Origin of the sequence: Sphingobacterium sp. WOUb80 (assembly GCF_050058145.1) — a bacterium.
Taxonomy (GTDB): Bacteria; Bacteroidota; Bacteroidia; order Sphingobacteriales; family Sphingobacteriaceae; genus Sphingobacterium.
This window is the reverse complement of sequence record NZ_CP165617.1, coordinates 2592961-2610318: the sequence shown is the minus strand read 5'-3', so window position 1 is coordinate 2610318 and position 17358 is coordinate 2592961. Positions and strand designations below refer to the sequence as shown.

The 17358-nt window shown below is 39.6% G+C and carries 12 protein-coding genes; 4 read left to right on the top strand and 8 right to left on the bottom strand.

The window, feature by feature from the left end; genetic code table 11:
* The first annotated feature begins 69 nt into the window (after window positions 1-69).
* On the top strand, window positions 70-1056 hold the full coding sequence (locus tag AB1Z56_RS10975; protein ID WP_309363695.1) for an endonuclease/exonuclease/phosphatase family protein: 987 nt from the start codon (window positions 70-72) through the stop codon (window positions 1054-1056).
* Window positions 1057-1230: 174 nt separating this feature from the next.
* Here AB1Z56_RS10975 and AB1Z56_RS10970 read toward each other — a convergent pair whose 3' ends face one another.
* On the bottom strand, window positions 1231-2856 hold the full coding sequence (locus AB1Z56_RS10970) for an ABC-F family ATP-binding cassette domain-containing protein (RefSeq protein ID WP_309363697.1): 1626 nt from the start codon (window positions 2854-2856) through the stop codon (window positions 1231-1233).
* Window positions 2857-3129: 273 nt separating this feature from the next.
* Between AB1Z56_RS10970 and AB1Z56_RS10965 the strand changes: the two genes are divergently transcribed.
* From AB1Z56_RS10965 to AB1Z56_RS10955, 3 genes are all read left to right on the top strand, one after another.
* Window positions 3130-4110: a hypothetical protein gene (locus AB1Z56_RS10965; protein WP_157626140.1), complete on the top strand. Its 981-nt coding sequence runs from the start codon at window positions 3130-3132 to the stop codon at window positions 4108-4110.
* Between the two features lie 561 nt (window positions 4111-4671).
* Entirely contained in the window at window positions 4672-5859 is a 1188-nt protein-coding gene (gene nhaA / locus AB1Z56_RS10960; protein ID WP_313266936.1) for a Na+/H+ antiporter NhaA, read from the top strand.
* Between the two features lie 220 nt (window positions 5860-6079).
* Window positions 6080-7306: a DEAD/DEAH box helicase gene (locus tag AB1Z56_RS10955; RefSeq protein WP_046674542.1), complete on the top strand. Its 1227-nt coding sequence runs from the start codon at window positions 6080-6082 to the stop codon at window positions 7304-7306.
* A 72-nt stretch (window positions 7307-7378) separates the two neighbouring features.
* Here the strand turns inward: AB1Z56_RS10955 and AB1Z56_RS10950 are convergent, their stop codons facing one another.
* The 7 genes from AB1Z56_RS10950 to AB1Z56_RS10920 all read right to left on the bottom strand — a co-directional run bounded on the left by AB1Z56_RS10950 (window position 7379) and on the right by AB1Z56_RS10920 (window position 17082).
* Window positions 7379-7744: a VOC family protein gene (locus tag AB1Z56_RS10950; RefSeq protein ID WP_309363702.1), complete on the bottom strand. Its 366-nt coding sequence runs from the start codon at window positions 7742-7744 to the stop codon at window positions 7379-7381.
* 235 nt (window positions 7745-7979) lie between these two features.
* Window positions 7980-8849, bottom strand: a complete 870-nt coding sequence (locus tag AB1Z56_RS10945) for a DMT family transporter (RefSeq protein WP_309363704.1) — start codon at window positions 8847-8849, stop codon at window positions 7980-7982.
* A 291-nt stretch (window positions 8850-9140) separates the two neighbouring features.
* The gene (locus tag AB1Z56_RS10940) at window positions 9141-10577 is read right to left on the bottom strand and encodes an efflux transporter outer membrane subunit (RefSeq protein ID WP_309363706.1); all 1437 of its coding nucleotides are present in this window, start codon (window positions 10575-10577) and stop codon (window positions 9141-9143) included.
* Window position 10578: 1 nt separating this feature from the next.
* Entirely contained in the window at window positions 10579-13740 is a 3162-nt protein-coding gene (locus AB1Z56_RS10935) for an efflux RND transporter permease subunit (protein ID WP_153848365.1), read from the bottom strand.
* Window positions 13741-13856: 116 nt separating this feature from the next.
* Window positions 13857-14975 (bottom strand): efflux RND transporter periplasmic adaptor subunit, encoded by a 1119-nt coding sequence (locus AB1Z56_RS10930; RefSeq protein WP_426792044.1) that lies wholly within the window; start codon window positions 14973-14975, stop codon window positions 13857-13859.
* A 242-nt stretch (window positions 14976-15217) separates the two neighbouring features.
* Window positions 15218-15979, bottom strand: coding sequence for a LytR/AlgR family response regulator transcription factor (locus AB1Z56_RS10925; RefSeq protein ID WP_120332713.1), 762 nt, complete (start codon window positions 15977-15979; stop codon window positions 15218-15220).
* Window positions 15979-17082 (bottom strand): sensor histidine kinase, encoded by a 1104-nt coding sequence (locus AB1Z56_RS10920; protein ID WP_313266926.1) that lies wholly within the window; start codon window positions 17080-17082, stop codon window positions 15979-15981. Before AB1Z56_RS10920 ends, AB1Z56_RS10925 begins: the two co-directional genes overlap by 1 nt.
* Window positions 17083-17358 lie beyond the last annotated feature (276 nt).

Below are 17358 nucleotides of genomic sequence, written 5' to 3'. Positions count from 1 at the left end.
AATTAATTGAATATCATAACGGAGCTAATGTTGGAGCGGTAGCTTTGGATTGAACAAAATATTCATTCCATGTTAATAGATCTATTGTTCGAAAAAAAGATTAGACCTAAGGGTTTTCGAAAAATTGTCATCTTATTTATTTGTGCGTCTGCCGGTGTTATGCTGGGTTTTAAGTTGAAGCCAAAACAACAGCCGAAGCTCAGTAATGCTGTGTATGCAGCTATGCCGGAAGCGAATTACGGGCAGCTTAGTTTATTGACATATAATATTGCTGGTTTGCCCGAGCTGATTTCCAGTGCTGTAACCGAGCGGTCTTCCAGCATTACCTCGATCGGCGAGCGGATCAATAAATTCGATATTGTCAATGTACAGGAAGACTTTAATTACAACAAATTTCTTTATCGAAACAATAAGCATAGCTACCGAACTGCAAATATGGGGGGAGTACCTTTTGGTGATGGTCTGAGCACACTTTCAAAATATCCTATTGTTGAATTTGAGCGAATAAGCTGGACGGATTGCAACGGTACAGATTGCCTGACTCCTAAAGGTTTTTCATATGCTCGTATCCAATTAGCTAAGGAGGTTTTTATTGATGTTTATAATGTACATGCAACAGCTCAGGATGACCGGAATGCAACTGTTGCCCGGCAGAAGAATATAAACCAGCTGAAAACCTATATCAAAAAATATTCGGCGGGTAAGCCACTTTTAATTATGGGTGATTTTAATGCACATTATGCTTATGAATTGGATAACATCGGATCTTTTCAGCAGGACTTGGGTCTGGTAGATGCCTGGGTAAGTTTACGCAACAAAGGTAATATTCCTGGGCATCAAGTGAATTTTGAAGCGAAAACTGCACTGGATCTGACAGCGGATTGCGAGGGTATTGACAAAATTTACTATCGCAATAATCATCATCTGCTATTTGAAGCAAAGGATTACCAGGTCCAGAAGACACTTTTTCAAAACGAGCAGGGACAGGATTTATCCGATCATTGCGCGGTCTCCTTGCAGTTAGGCTGGCGTGTTGTCAAACCTTCGGTTCAGTAAAATAGAACTTTCTCAATTCTTTCATATCAATCGCGATTAGCACTGAACCCCTCAGTGCTTTTTTGCCTATGGGACATCTCCTGGGGGCCTGTCGTACTTGGTTTATTTTGAAGAGCAAATAAAAAGCCCCATAAAATGAATTATGGAGCCTTTATTAAATTGGGATAAATTATCTTATTTATACATTTCTTCACGTTGTGCTTTCACCACATCGCTATTAATGTATTCATCGTAAGTCATCAATTTGTCGATGATACCTTTCGGAGTCAATTCGATGATTCTATTTGCAACAGTTTCAGTCAATTCGTGGTCACGGGATGTGAACAACATTGATCCTTTAAAATCAGACATTCCATTGTTCAATGCAGTGATAGATTCCAAATCCAAGTGGTTGGTTGGTTCATCAAAGATGAGGAAGTTGGCACCTTGAAGCATCATGCGAGAAAACATACAACGCATTTTTTCTCCCCCTGAAAGCACAGATACTTTCTTCATAACTTCTTCTCCAGAGAACAACATTTTCCCTAAAAATCCGCGTATAAATTGTTCGTCTGCCTCTGGGTTAGTTGTATAGTCTCTCAACCAATCGACCAAATTATCACTTTTTCCTTCGAAGAATGCGGCATTTTCAATCGGCATATCAGCAGGAGTGATGGTAACGCCCCATTTGAATTCGCCACCAAAATCGGTGTCTCTACCGGTGATAATATCATAAAATGCTGTGGTAACCAGTGAATTTGGACCTAGAACAGCGATTTTATCGCCTTTATTAATCATAAAGGTAATATCCTTGAAGAATACCTCACCATTGACCGTTTTGCTTAATCCTTCGACTTGCAGCGTTTGATCTCCTGGTTCACGATTCATGGTATTGAACATGATGGCAGGATATTTACGGTTGGATGGTTTAATCTCGTCAATATTAATCTTATCCAATGCTTTCTTACGAGAAGTAGCTTGTTTGGATTTGGAAGCGTTGGCAGAGAAGCGACGGATAAATTCCTGGAGCTCTTTCACTTTATCTTCCATTTTCTTGTTTTGATCAGAACGTTGCTTTAACGCTAATTGAGAAGATTCGTACCAGAAAGAGTAGTTACCCGTATAGATTGTCATCTTACCAAAATCAATATCCACCGTATGCGTACATACAGCATCCAAGAAGTGACGGTCGTGGGATACGACGAGGACGATTGCTTCATAGCTTGCTAAAAAATCTTCTAACCATGCGATGGTGTTTATATCCAAATCATTGGTAGGCTCATCGAGAATCAAAATATCTGGTTTTCCAAATAAAGCTTGCGCTAGTAATACGCGAACTTTTTGGTTACCGTCGATTTCAGAAACCAATTTATAGTGCAGATCTTCTTTGATACCCAAGCTGCTCAATAACGTCGCTGCATTAGATTCAGCATTCCAGCCATCCATTTCAGCAAAAAGACTTTCTAATTCGCCGGCGCGTTCGCCGTCGGCATCAGAGAAATCCTCTTTCATGTAAATGGCATCTTTTTCTTTCATGATTTTGTAAAGCTCTTGGTTACCCATCATGACAGTTTCAAGAACAGTAAACTCATCGAAAGCATAGTGATCCTGACTTAAAACAGACATGCGTTCGCCTGGCGTGAATGCCACTGAACCTGTCGAAGGATCAACTTCCCCTGAGATAATTTTTAAGAAAGTAGATTTACCTGCTCCATTAGCGCCAATAATACCGTAACAGTTTCCAGGTGTGAATTTTAGATTGACATCTTCGAATAGTACACGTTTACCAAAACGAAGAGAGAGATTTGACACATTAATCATGCTGCAAAGATACGTTTTAATATTGTATTTTTAACTATTTACGGTGATCAGTTTCAGGAGAAATTGAAAGGAATAATGTTGGGGAAATCAACTGTTTTTTAGCTTCTTTGGCAAACCTGTATGCTCTGAAATTTCAATGGATGGAGAGGATCTTTGAAACGAAGCCTGAAATCCAGCAATGTGTGCAAATAATGAATTAATAAATTATAAATATTGTGCTGGTGATTTAAATTGGCTTCTTTTTTGTGGACAAGAGCTGAAATGAAATCAATTATGAAAAGAAATAGAATAACGGGTGTCGTTATACTTGCAGTTGCTTTTTTATTTAATATCCAAGGAGCCTCGGCTCAATTTGGAGGGCTATTGGATAAGGCAAGCAAAGCCGTTGCTTCCAAGGGAAGCAAGGTACTTGGACTGGATAAACTTTTAAAAGAGCCCGAAGCGATTAGTACAAGTTTTGAAGATGTCAATAGGAAGGGGGAGCAAATGCCCGATTTTCAAAATACGGCTGTTTATAAACCTTTAGAAAATTTGCAAAAGAATGGCAATGATGGTTACTTATTGGAGGCTGGACATTTTGAAATGACCAATAAGAGCTATTGCTTGAAAGCGGGTACTTATGCGCCTTCGAAAGGTGATGGATATATGTATGCACCTACATTGGGCAAGAAGAGAGACGTGGTCATTGCAATTTTGAAAAGCGCTGAGAAGCACCCTGAAGTTGCACAATCAGACATACAGATGCTATTGTGGACGATCATTGCGAAGACAAAATTTATTGATTATTCGGGTCCGGTGAAAGAAACAGCCTTAAAATTGCTTACAGCTGAACAAATTTTACATTTGGAAGGTGGTGCACTCGGCGTTTTGCCATTTGACGTTGTCCAAAAGGCAAAAGATCAGATGCCACCGGCAGTACAGACAATCTTTGAAGCAGAAAATAATATTCGGCAGCTCGTTTCCTCAGGAAACTATTCGTACGCTGATTTTGAACAATATGCGATCTTAGCTGGTATGGCTGAGCCTCGTACGGACGTGCCAAGTGGTATTTGGACGCTTCATCCTGATGGTTATTATGTTCGTTATTATCCAAGTGGTTATGCGGTTACTAAGGTTCAGGTGTATGTCCCTCAAGAATTGATTACAAAATTGAATGGCAAGAAGCTTGTATACGATGCAACAGATGATATTGCCTGTCCGGCAAATACGGGCTCGCAACGATTAGCACAAACGAATGAACCGATTCGTGATTAATATGTTGAGTCATTGAAAGTTTGATGGGAAGTGAAGGGGATGTGGAAGGAAGTTTAATGAATAAGGGAGATCTACTGATCTCCCTTATTCATTAAACTTCCTCTTTTGCCTCCTGTATAATATATAAACAATGACAATGATAGCGATGATTGCTAAAATAATGTAATGGGAACCTGAATGTTGGGTTTTATCCTCTGTCGTCTGCGCATATGTAAAATTTGCTACGAAAAGAAGCACCATGAAAATCCACTTCTTGCACATAATAAACGGTTTATTAACTATAGTAGCAAGCTAAGTATTTTTTGCAACAAAGTCAAATTAATTCGGTAAAAAATAACTAAGATTTTTATGAAATTTTAATGTATAATGTTTGTTTCTCACATTTGATTCGTTAGGTTCAAAAAATAAAAGGATAGAAGAAGAGCTTTACCACTGATAAAACACAGCTAATTCACCTTTTTTACATTGGATATAGCTCCGGATATTGTTTAGGGAATTCGGTAAATGGTCCTAAAAATCGTATCTTGTGAACCTTTGTAAGCGTTTTTAGATATTCAAATCATGTCAAAACTTATCAATTTAACTGTCTTTAGAGAGTTCTTAAAATCCAGCTTTGCAGGCGGAATTATACTTTTTTCCTGTGTTATTCTGGCATTGATCGTAGCAAATACATCATTGTATGCCAGTGTAATGGAATTTCTGAACCGGGAAGTAGGCTTTGAGAGCGGTCATATTCATTTAAAATATTCGTGGTTGTTGTGGCTCAACGATGGTTTGATGGCGATTTTCTTTTTACTGGTGGGGCTCGAGATAAAACGTGAAATTGTAGAGGGTGAACTCTCGTCGCCAAGTAAAGCAATTCTGCCCATTTTGGCTGCGGTTGGTGGTGCGCTTTTGCCTGCCATCATTTATTTTGCATTAAATCAGGGAACCGATACTGCAAACGGCTGGGGAATCCCTATGGCAACGGATATTGCATTTGCTTTAGCGGTTATCACGCTTCTGGGAAATAAGGTACCTGCCAGTCTTAAGATCTTTTTGGCTGCGCTAGCGATTGTTGACGACCTACTTGCCATATTGGTTATTGCGATCTTTTATAGCAATGGTATTCATGCGACCTATTTATTTATTGCTTTAGGTATATTTCTGTTTTTGATCGTGTTAAATAAATTGGGCGTTAAAGCGATATGGGCTTACCTGATTCCGGGACTATTTATTTGGTACTTTGTTCACCACTCGGGTATTCATGCAACAATAGCTGGCGTGCTGGTGGCCATGACGCTGCCGACAACACCGGATGCGGAAGAATCTCCCTTGGAAAAACTTGAGCATCTATTGACCAAACCTGTCAATTTCATTATCATTCCTTTGTTTGCATTTGCGAATACGCTTATTCCAATTCATGGGGAAATGATTGGTGGTTTGACTTCAAAATTGGGTATCGGTATTATCCTTGGCCTAATCGCTGGTAAATCAATTGGGATATTTTTGATCTGTTTTATTGCTAAAAAATTGAAGATTGCGCAATTACCGGAAGGGGCTGGCTGGAAACAGATTTTTGGTGTAGGCTTGTTGGGGGGAATCGGTTTCACGATGTCGATTTTCATCTCGATACTATCTTTTAATGATAACATGCTGATTGAAGAAGCAAAGTTTGCGGTTCTGATCGCTTCTTTATGCGCTGGCTTGCTAGGCTATGTCGTTTTGAGCGCAGTGTCAGCCGCAAAGAAAACAGAGGTTATTGATTAGATTTTGAATAGATAGCAGTCGTATGCTTGGCTTACAGGAATGTGTAGGACAGTTGTTTTCGGTCAAATTTATTTCTGATTTCCTCATGGATTAATTCTATCTGGACATCTATTTGAAAGCGGACAACGAGCTATAGGTATTAAAACGAGCTATAGGTATTAATTTTAGACTTTTATGAATTAGATTTAGTAATTTAGGGCACAACAATAAAAACAATACGTTGAGATTTGATGAATTTGGCTTTGTTCCAGCTTTGGAAGAAGGTTTAGAAAGTATGATGTTTGAGGAGGCTACGCCGATCCAAGAACAGACCATCCCGATTATTAAAGAGGGAAAAGATATGATTGCCTGTGCACAGACAGGTACAGGTAAAACAGCAGCTTATATGTTGCCGATCCTCGATGCAATAGCACGGAATTCAAGGGAATCTATCCTTGCTATTATCCTTGTTCCGACCCGAGAACTTGCTATGCAAATTGACCAGCAGATTATGGGCATGTCTTATTATACGGGTGCAACATCCATAGCCATTTATGGTGGTGGTGATGGTATGGGGTATGAACAGCAAAAACGGGCCATACGAGAGGGGGTAAATATTATTGTTGCTACGCCGGGAAGGTTGATAAGCCATCTTACCTCCATGAAGATTGATCTCTCTCATTTAAAGCACTTTGTTTTGGATGAAGCCGATAGTATGCTGGATATGGGATTTCAAGACGATATTTTACGTATTGTAAGTTATCTACCGAAGAAAAAGCAGATGCTTTTGTTTTCGGCTACGATGCCGATGAAGATCAGGTCTTTTGCCCGAAAAATTCTACAAGAGCCTGTGGAAGTCAATATTGCCATTTCTAAACCTTCGGAAGGGATAGATCAACGAGTATATCTTGCCTATGATCAACAGAAAATGGAGCTTCTGAAGAATATACTGAAGGATCCCAACTATGTATCAGTTATTATTTTTGCATCCCAAAAAACTACAGTCAAACTTCTCGCTCAGGAATTACAGAAGCAGGGGATTGATGCGGAGGGTTTCCATTCGGATCTCGAGCAGTCGAAACGGGAAGATATCATGGCCAGATTCCGGTCTCGTCAGGTACGGGTACTGGTAGGGACAGATGTGATATCTCGCGGTATCGATGTGGTGGGGATCAGTTTGGTCGTTAATTACGATGTTCCACCGGATCCGGAAGACTACGTACACCGTATTGGACGTACTGCGCGGGCAGCGACTACAGGAACAGCCATTACCTTTGTCAATGAGAAAGACCAAAATCGTTTCGCTCAGATTGAGAATTTAATAGGTTATCCGATTGAACAACTTCCATTGCCAGAGGGGTTTGAAGCGGGACCTACTTACAATCCTGCCAAAAAGAATCCACAGCATAAAAAGAAGCGTTTCAATAGGAATAAAAATAAAAACTATCAGAAAGCTAAAAGAGCCTGATTTTAAAATACAAAGCCCCCATATGAGAAAAATATGGGAGCTTTGTATTTCAGTATATATTGTATTCAACTTTTATTCAACAGTCCATACGGCCAATTCATATCCGTCAGGATCCCGGAACTGAAATCTTTTTCCACCCGGAAAGCTAAAAATATCTTTTAATATAGTCCCGCCAGCACGGATAACCTGATCACGCGTAGCCTGCAGATCGTCGGCATAGATAACGACGAGAATACTGCCATTTATGGGGTCACCAAGTGTAAAACCACCATCAACATATTTTCCGTCAAAAGCCGTATATGCTGGCCCGTAATCCGTAAACTCCCAACCGAAACTCGTTGAGTAGAATGCTTTGGCACGTTCAAGGTCGCTTGATACAAACTCAAGGTATTGGATCTGCTGGTTAACAAATTTGTTTTCTGTACTGCTATTGCTCATAACGGAACTATCTATTTAATGTATATATAATAAATTGCTTGACCGGTTGTGCCGGTTTTGGAATTAAAACCCGAATCGTTTCATAAATATAAGGCTTTGTTGAAAATGATACACATTTTTCTTTTCAACATGTTTTTTTCGGGGCTACCTGTTTATCGGGGCTACCTGCTTGGCACAAGGAGGAAACAATGTTCATTTCCCAATCTTAGTTGGACTGGGAAATGAATGGAGGTTGTTAAGCGCTCTTTTTACTGCTGATCCAATATTGTAATAACACAGATGAAACAACCAAAAGCAGTCCAACATAGAAGGATAGGTTTAATTCTCTTGCTTCATTAAGAAGTAAAAATGCAATCAAAATAGCATATACTGGCTCAAGATTTAAGCTTAAGTTCAATGTAAATGCTGATATCTTCTTTAAGATTTCTGTAAATGCGAGATAGACTCCCACAGTGCAACATAAAGATAGGATGATCAGATAGAAAATATCCAGGGCATTGGGAATGAAAGTGCTGATTGGATAGTGTTGAATGTAAAAAGGAAGTAGACATACCAGCCCTATTGTTCCACCGATCATTTGATAATAGTTAATGCATATTGCGTTGTACTTTTTGGTCAATTTTTCATTGTGAACCGCATAGAGTGAGGCAAAAGCCGGAGAAATTATCCCTAAGACTATGCCCAGCTGGTGTGAGGTATCGAAATGAAATATCAGTGCAATACCGCACAACGTAAGTCCACTCAACAGAAGTTCAGACAATCTGAATTTGGTTTTATTGATCATCGGCGCAAAAATAGCGGTGAAAAAACTTGCCATACAGTAGCAGATCACGCCGATTGAAATGTTTGAATATTTGATGCTAGCATAGAATAATAGCCAGGATGCTGTCAATAGCAGCCCATTTTTTGCAATATGCAGTTTCTCTTTGAAAGTAAAATCTGTAGGTATTTTATACCATTTTAAAATAAAAAATAGGATAACGGCAGCTAAAAATACACGGTACCATGTGAGTATCCCCTCGTTGAGTGAAATCACTTTTCCAAATACGCCAGATAGTCCCAGGCACAGCACAGCAAGGTGCAGCATGAAATATGAATGTTTCATAAGAAATTGTCTTCCAGTTCCGTCCATTAAGGACGAAAGGTGTTAAATAATAAAATTGATAGAAAATAAGAAGCACAGCAATTCGGTCCATTTCTGGCATTGTGCTTCAGTAATATAGAGAAAAAATATTACGCTATTGGAGGAGGAAGACAACTCGTTCTATTCATCATATTTGTATTTACCCGAAGATAAGGAATTTTGGACACAGCTGCAAAAAAGGAATGAAAAAGCCCCTAGAAAGTCTTTGCTTCTAGGGGCATATATTTAGTCAGTTGCCTTTATTTTGTGATTTTATGGCGTATTTGGTGGTAAAGTATCTGTTCCGCCACCCAGTGCACGGTAAAGATCTATGGCTGCGTTGAGCTTTTCCCGTTTTACTGTAATACGTTCCAAATCATTTTGAAGTGCATTGTTTTGGGCAGTTATCACCTCCAAATAGTTTGCCATCCCACTTTTGTAAAGTAGGGCTGCATCGGCGGTGGCTTTGGCGAGGGCATTTGATTTGGCATGGATAAGTTGCAGGCGCTGTTCCGTATGTTTGATTTTTGCCAAGGCATCCGAAACTTCTGAAACTGCGACCATAACCGATTGTTTAAACTGCAAAGCTATTTTTTCGCGTTCGATGACCGATATCTCATAGTTTGTTTTTAAAGCTCCTTTCTGGAAAATTGGCTGTGCAATATTCCCCGCTATTGTTTTCACAATAGAACCCGGTAAATCGAACCATTTGTTAAATTGAATGGAGTTTGTACCGATGGATGGTGTCAAGCTTATGGAAGGGTACATCGCTGCTTTAGCAAGTCCCATTCTGCTTGTGGCAGCAACTACAGCGTATTCAGCTGCTCTGACATCTGGTCTGCGGCTCAAGAGTTCGGCCGGCACCCCAGTAGCAAGCCCGTTGCCAACGATCGTATCATCTAAACTTGCTGTACGTTGAATGCCCTCGGGGAAACCCCCGCAAAGAATGCTCAGTGCATTTTCTTCGACCGCCATATTTTGATGGGCTAGGGGAATCAATAATTCAGCAGTTTTCTTCTGAGCTTCGGCTTGCTCCACAGCAAGCGAGCTGACCAGTGATGAGTTGTATTGCAAACGTATCATGCTAAGTGTGCTGTCGCTCAATAGAACATTTTTTTGTGCAATCTTAAGCTGCTCATCCAAAGCAATCAGATTATAATAGGACTGGATGACCTGTACAATAAGGCGTGTTTTTAATGCGGAAAGATTTTCCTTTTGGCCAAAAAAATTGGCCATAGATTCCTCTTTTTGCATTTTTACCTTTCCCCAGATATCGGCTTCCCAAGATAATCTAAGCGTAGCACTATAATCGTCCATATAGGGTGTTCCAATAAATTGGTCACTCAGTGAACCATTCAAGGAGTTACTCGATAACCAGGTTCTGTTCGCTCCAATGCTTAAATCAGCTGTTGGCAGTAACCCTTTCTTAGACTGCTTGTAGGCGAGTTCTAATTGTTGCATGTTGAGGAGTGCTACATTGACGTCCGTATTATTGGACAAAGCCTTCTCAATGAGTGAGGTCAATAAGGGGTCCTGTACAAATTTACGCCAGGATAGCTGTAGCGTATCGGACGTGAGAACAACCTCGCTGTTTTTGAAATTTTCGGGCATTGCTATCTCCTGACGTGTGTATTTTTTCCCCACGCTGCATGCGGACAACAACAGGGTAGTGCTTGCGAAAATTGTTATATAGTGATGAAATTTTTTCATTTTAATCGTTTGTATTGTGTACTGTATTGTCCGTAAGCTTTTTACCCGAAACTTTTTCTTGCAAATATTGGAACACCAGGTACAGTAATGGTATAATAATAACCCCAAGGATAACACCGCTTAACATACCCATTGCTGCTCCTGTACTGATGGAATGGTTACCTGTAGCCGTTCCGCCGGTAGCAAACATCAAGGGTACCATACCCGCAATGAAAGCCAATGAAGTCATCAAGATTGGGCGTAGACGCGCTCTTGCGCCTTCCAAAGCCGAATCAATGAGTGAGGAGCCTGCTCTTCTCCGCTGTAAAGCAAATTCAACAATCAAAATGGCATTTTTTGCCAAAAGACCGATGAGCATGATCAAGCCGACCTGGACGTAGATATTGTTGTCCAATCCAATAGCACGTGTTCCTAGGAAAGAGCCGATCATACCTGTTGGGATTGATAACAGGACGGCAAGGGGCAATAAATAACTTTCATACTGTGCTGATAGTAAGAAATATACAAATAGTAAGCTTAATGCTAGGATAAGTACGGTTTGATTGCCTGATGACTTCTCTTCCAAGCTAAGTCCCGTCCATTCGTAGCTATAGTCTCCCGGTAACTTAGTCAATACATTTTTCTCCAATGTTTCCATGATCGCACCATTACTGATACCAGGCGTACTAACCACGTTTATCGTGAGTGAATTGTATAAATTATAACGAGTTACCGACTCAGGACCATAAACTTTACGAAGTGTAACCAAGGTATTTACAGGGACCATTTGGCCAAGGTTATTTTTGACAAATATCTCGTTGAACGCCTCTTTATCGGTTCTATAAATGCCATCCGCTTTAACTGCTATCCGATAGAATTTACCAAAACGATTGAAATTCAATGATTGGTCACCCGCAAAGTAAGTTTGAACGGACGAAAGCATTTCACTTACATCTACGCCAAGTTGGGCAGCTTTGTCTTCATCGACTTCCAGTTCCATCTGAGGATAATCTGCTCTGAACATGGTATAGGCAAATTGTACTCCTGGTTGTTTCATGATCTGTGCAATAACGGAATCGGACATTGCTTTGAGCTCTACCGGCGATTTACCAGCTCTGTCCTGTAAGACGAGTTCTGCGCCATTCATCATACCATAACCATCAACAGGAGGGGAGCGAAAGGCCATTGCGTTACCTTCTTTGACACTGGATAATTTTTGCGAGATCACTTGGTGAATCTGATCGATATCGTTCATCTCACCACGCTTCTTTTTATCTTTCAGGCGTATGAATCCTGTTGCATAGGCTGCGCTGGAGTTGTTACCGATCATATTGAATCCAGTAATACTTGTATGGCTTTCAATAGAAGGGATATCGGCAAGTAGTTTTTCGATTTTTTCTACTGCTTTTGTGGTTCGATCAAGTCCCGTTCCTGGGGGCATTTCCAAACTGTATACAACAAAGTTATCATCTTCCATTGGTACGAAACTTTTGGAAGTGCTTGTCATGAGGTATCCAGCAACGCCAATTGTAGCCAGGATCAAAAGTGCCGAAATCCATTTTTTCTTTGCCAGGAATTTTAATGAACCAACGTATCGGTTGGTCATGTTTTCGAAGCCAGCGTTAAATGCTTTGAAAAAACGCTGAGAAAATCCTGTTTTTGGGGTCTGCCCATCGTGATTTTCGGCATGTGTATTTTTAAGCAATAATGCACATAGTGCAGGTGTCAGCGTCAATGCATTGATCGCAGAGATCACAATGGCGATCACAAGAGTATAGGCAAACTGTTTATAGAACATGCCCGATGAACCTGTCATAAATCCAATGGGAATAAAAACTGCACACATAACCAAGGTAATGGAGATTACAGCCCCTGTAATTTCACTCATGGCACTATGGGTAGCCTGCTTGCCGGTTAAGTTGGAAGTCTCCATCTTTCCGTGTACTGCTTCGACAACGACAATGGCATCATCGACAACGATACCAATGGCGAGTACTAAGGCAAATAACGTCAATATATTGATGGTAAAGCCAAACACCAGCAGGAAGAAAAAAGTACCTACGATGGCTACCGGAACTGCGATTGCTGGAATAATAGTCGATCGTATGTCTTGTAAGAATAAGAATACAACGAGGAAAACCAAAATGAAGGCTTCAATCAATGTCGAGCGTACTTGGGCTGTACTTTCATCCAAGCGCTCTTTGGTACTGATCAATTTAAAAATCTTGATCCCAGGAGGGAATGAGCGCTGCGCTATTTCAATCTGTTTATCGATTCCGATTTCAATTTCATTGGCGTTTGAGCCTGATGTCTGGAAGATACCAATGGTAACGGTATTGAGGCCATTATTTTGCGAATTACCACTATAACTGATCGAGCCAAACTCAATACGTGCGACATCCTTTAAACGAACGATCTGAACGTCATTGTTTTTGACGATAATGTTTTCATACTGCTCTGGAAGGTTCTTTTTCCCTTTGTAGCGTATGACATATTCAAGTGGTGCTTTTGATTCTTCCCCTAATTTTCCAGGTGCAGATTCCAAACTTTGTTTGGAAATTGCAGCAATGACTTCTTGTGGCACAAGTCCATAACTCGCCATTTTTTGCGGATTCAACCATACACGCATCGAATAATCTTTGGAACCGAATACCATGGCCTGACCGACCCCAGGTACACGCTTGATCTGTGGGATCAAGTTGATGTTCACATAATTCTGTAAAAATAGTTCATCATATTTTTTATTATCTTCTGTATAGATATTAAATATCATGATCATACTATTTTGTTGCTTGGAGGTGGTTAATCCCATTCGGACAACTTCCTGTGGCAGTATAGGCGTAGCCTGTTGTACTCTATTTTGCACATTTACGGCTGCCTGATCTGGATTTACACCTGCTTTAAAGACAATACGTACAGAGAATGTACCATCATTACTTGCAGTAGATGTAATGTATTCCATGTCCTCCACACCATTGATTTGCTCTTCAAGGGGTGTCACAACTGATCTCAATACTGTTTCGCTATTTCCTCCGGGATAGCTTCCGGTAACTTGGACCGTTGGCGGGGCGATATCGGGGAATCGCGTTTGAGGCAGCCTAAAAAGACCGATGACCCCCAGTATGACAAATATGATAGATATAACAGTTGCCAAAACTGGCCTGTCAATAAATTTCTTTAACATTTTAGTTTAAATTTTATAAAGCTTTTAGTACGTTTTTTTCCAAAAGTGAATACGGAATGTATAGGCTTGTTGCCTTTCTTTGAGTAGTTCAGCTTTTGCTATACCTGCTATCCTTGTTACATGGTGGATTTTTTAGTCGGTTGAACTTGCATTCCATCATTAAGCATATCAATTCTATTCATAACGATTTTTTCACCAGCTGTGAGTCCTGATTTTAGTAAATAGGCGTCAGCTGTATTTCCTGCAATTTCAATCTGTTTCATGGAAATTTTATTTTTCTCACCAATAACATACACGAAATAGCGGTCTTGAATATCCTTGACAGCGGCCATAGGTACCAACAACACGTTTTCATGCGCTTTTTTCAAGATTACTTTGGCTGAGCCACCCGAACGGAGAATTTTTTCAGGATTGGTGAAACTTGCCTTAAGTGCCATACTTCCAGTTGTTCTGTCGATGTTACCACTGGCTAATTCGACTTTCCCCGAATGGTTGTATGCGGTTCCATCAGCCAGTAATAGCGTTGCTTGTTGATTGGATGGTTTGTTATTCTGATCTTTGATAAAGGCTATAAAATCGGCCTCACTCAATGAAAAATACACATTTACGGTATTGATTTCAGATAGCGTTGTTAAAGGTGTCGCATCTGCTGCGGTAATTAAATTTCCGATCCGATTAGGAATACGGCCGATATAACCACTCACTGGTGCATTGATCAACGTAAATTTGGCATTTATTTGAGATGAACCGAGTGCAGCTTGTGCTTGCGCTACCTGTGCTTTAGCTGCGGCATAATTGGCCTCTGCAGTTTTTAACTGTAATTCGGTATACACTTTACCTTCAACAAGTGGTTTGATTTTTTCAATCTCCAATTTCGCATTTTGTTCTGCCGATAAAGCAGCTTGGTAAGCTGCCTTGCTGTTGTTTACTTGTTCGTTGTAGACATCAGCTTTTATTTTGAAAAGGGGTTGACCCTGGGAAACATAGTCTCCTTCTTTGACATAAATCTGATCAAGATAACCCGTTACCTGCGCTTTGACATCGACGTTGACGGTCCCCTCTAATGTACCAGGATATTTTTTTTCGGTCTCCGCGTGGGTAGGAGATAATTCGATAAAGTCAACAGTAACTGCCTGCTCTTGCGGTTGTTCTTGGTTGCCTCCACAGGACGATAATAATGCTGCTGCTGTAATAAGTGTAAGGAAAGGTTTTAAAGTCATCGTTCTTTGTGCCATTTTATCATTTTATTATGAAACAAAGAAAAGAATTCTTTTAAGCCATAAGGCAAAGAAATCTACCGAGACGTTACAATTGCTTACTGAAACGTATCAGTGATGATCTGAATTTTACGATATTAAATGGTACGATCCAATTGTGTTGAAGATATTGGTCTTATCGATTGACATTCCCTTCTTCATCGCGAAAAACTTACTTTACCTTTCTGACGAAAAAAGGAGCAAGCGGATCAGTTTTAACATTAATAGTCTAACCAATTTTTTAGCAGTTGAGCCTTTTCTCTGCTCACAAGGATTTCCACTTGATCGTTGTTTTTAATCTCTATTTTTAGTTTTCCGTTGAAGTGGTTATGTAATCTTTTGATCGCATCTATATGTACAATGAATTGCCTGTTGGCGCGAAAAAATACTTTTGGATTTAATTGCTGTTCGAGTTCTTCCATTGTTTGAGGGACAATTTCGACAGTGCCACATTTGAGTTGTGCATGAGTAAGTTTAAATTCGGAGTAGAAGTATAATATCTCTTCAACGAGAACGGTTTTATAGCCGTCTTTGAATGGAATTAAAAAGCGTGAGCGAAAATCTTTCGGATAGATAAAATCCAATAAACCTTGAAGCGGTTGTTGGTTGATCTGGAGATCTTTTTGATAGTCAAGTTTTTGGATAGCATTTTCCAGCTCTGTTTTTTCTACAGGTTTAAGCAAATAATCTATGCTATTGAATTTAAAGGCCCTCACTGCGTATTCGTCAAATGCTGTTGTAAATATGATTGGGCAGTCTATTTTTATAGTCTCTAATATTTCAAAGCTTAAACCATCGGATAGACGAATATCCATCATCACCAGGTCGGGAAGTTCATTGCTATTGAACCAGTTGATGCTATCAGCGATATTATCCAGGACATCTAAAATAACGATGGATGGCTTTATTTCCTTCAAAAGTCGTTTTAAACGATCGGCATTGAGTTTTTCGTCCTCGATGATTAATACTTTGGTTATATTCATTATGCTTGCGCTAAAAGTGGGAGGATAACGTTAAATGATTTGCCATCATTTTTTATTTGCAGTTTTAAGTTGGATAGCAAATCGTATCTTTTAATGATGTTTGAAATACCGATTCCCGATGATTCGGATACATTCTCAATAGGGATTAATATATTTTCAACAACAAGTTGATTCTGGGAGTTGGTGTATACCTTTATTTTCAGCGGTTTTCTCTTATTTGTCTGATTATGCTTTAATGCATTTTCTACCAATAATTGTAAGGTAAGAGGAGGTAATTGGCAATTGCGTTTGGCGGGATTGACGTTTATTTCGAAGTTTACCCCATCGCCAAATCGGTTTTTGATGAGAAATATGTATGAATTTAGAAAGTTGAGTTCTTCTTCGAGTGAGATAATGTCCTTTTTGGAATTGACAAGAAGGTAGCGATATATTTTGGAGAAGTTTTCTGCATATTCATAGCCTAATTGTTGGTCTTCGAGGATGATTTCTGAGAGCACGCTCAGGTTATTAAAGACAAAATGGGGATCGATCTGTAATTTTAACGATTGAAGTTCTGTTTCAAGAATGACCTGATCAAGCTTTGCTGCGCGCATGGATTCATTCTTCCAGTTGGTGATCAAATGACTACCAATATTGATCCCCATTATCATCAACGCAATCAATACACTGATTGTAATGTTTTGAATCATCCCCCTTTTTTCCTCCAAAGATGGGGCTATAGTAACATTTTGAGGTCCAAAATAATATTTTGAAATCAGGTACTCCAGAAGTAAATTGATAAAGAGTACTGCAAAAAGGTTGATGACGGTTTCAAGTAAAAGCCGCTCTGTCGGACTATCTTTCCAGGTTAAGAATTTATTAAGCTTGTCATGGACAATGATACTAAATTCGGAAATGATAAAGCTGTAAATGATCGTAAATGTCCATTCACCAAGTATTTCGAACATATTCCGTTTAAAATAGCCATCCCAGCAACTCGAGAAAGGATCAATAATATAGGCGACGAGATAAATAAGCAGAAAGGACAGAAAGGTAAATATCAGCCTTTTTTTATTTGTACTAATTAGAGTCTTATCGTTTTTATAGATCGCTATATCCTGCATTCTTTTAACTTATATGTATCGGTGAAATCTATGCAAATTTCGTAATTCCTTTTAGTATTGGGCGACAAATTTCTGCTGAAGCGTATAAAGCCCCGACTGAAATATCAATTTGATACACTCAGACGTATATTGACGAAGGCTGGTAGATTATCTAGTTTTGACATATCAGAATATAATTCTTTATGAAATTTGTGTGTTCTGTTTTTTAATTGGTTGTAAATCTTGTTGTTATTTGTTTTTTGTGATCGGTTGGTATAACAGTGTCAAAGAATGACT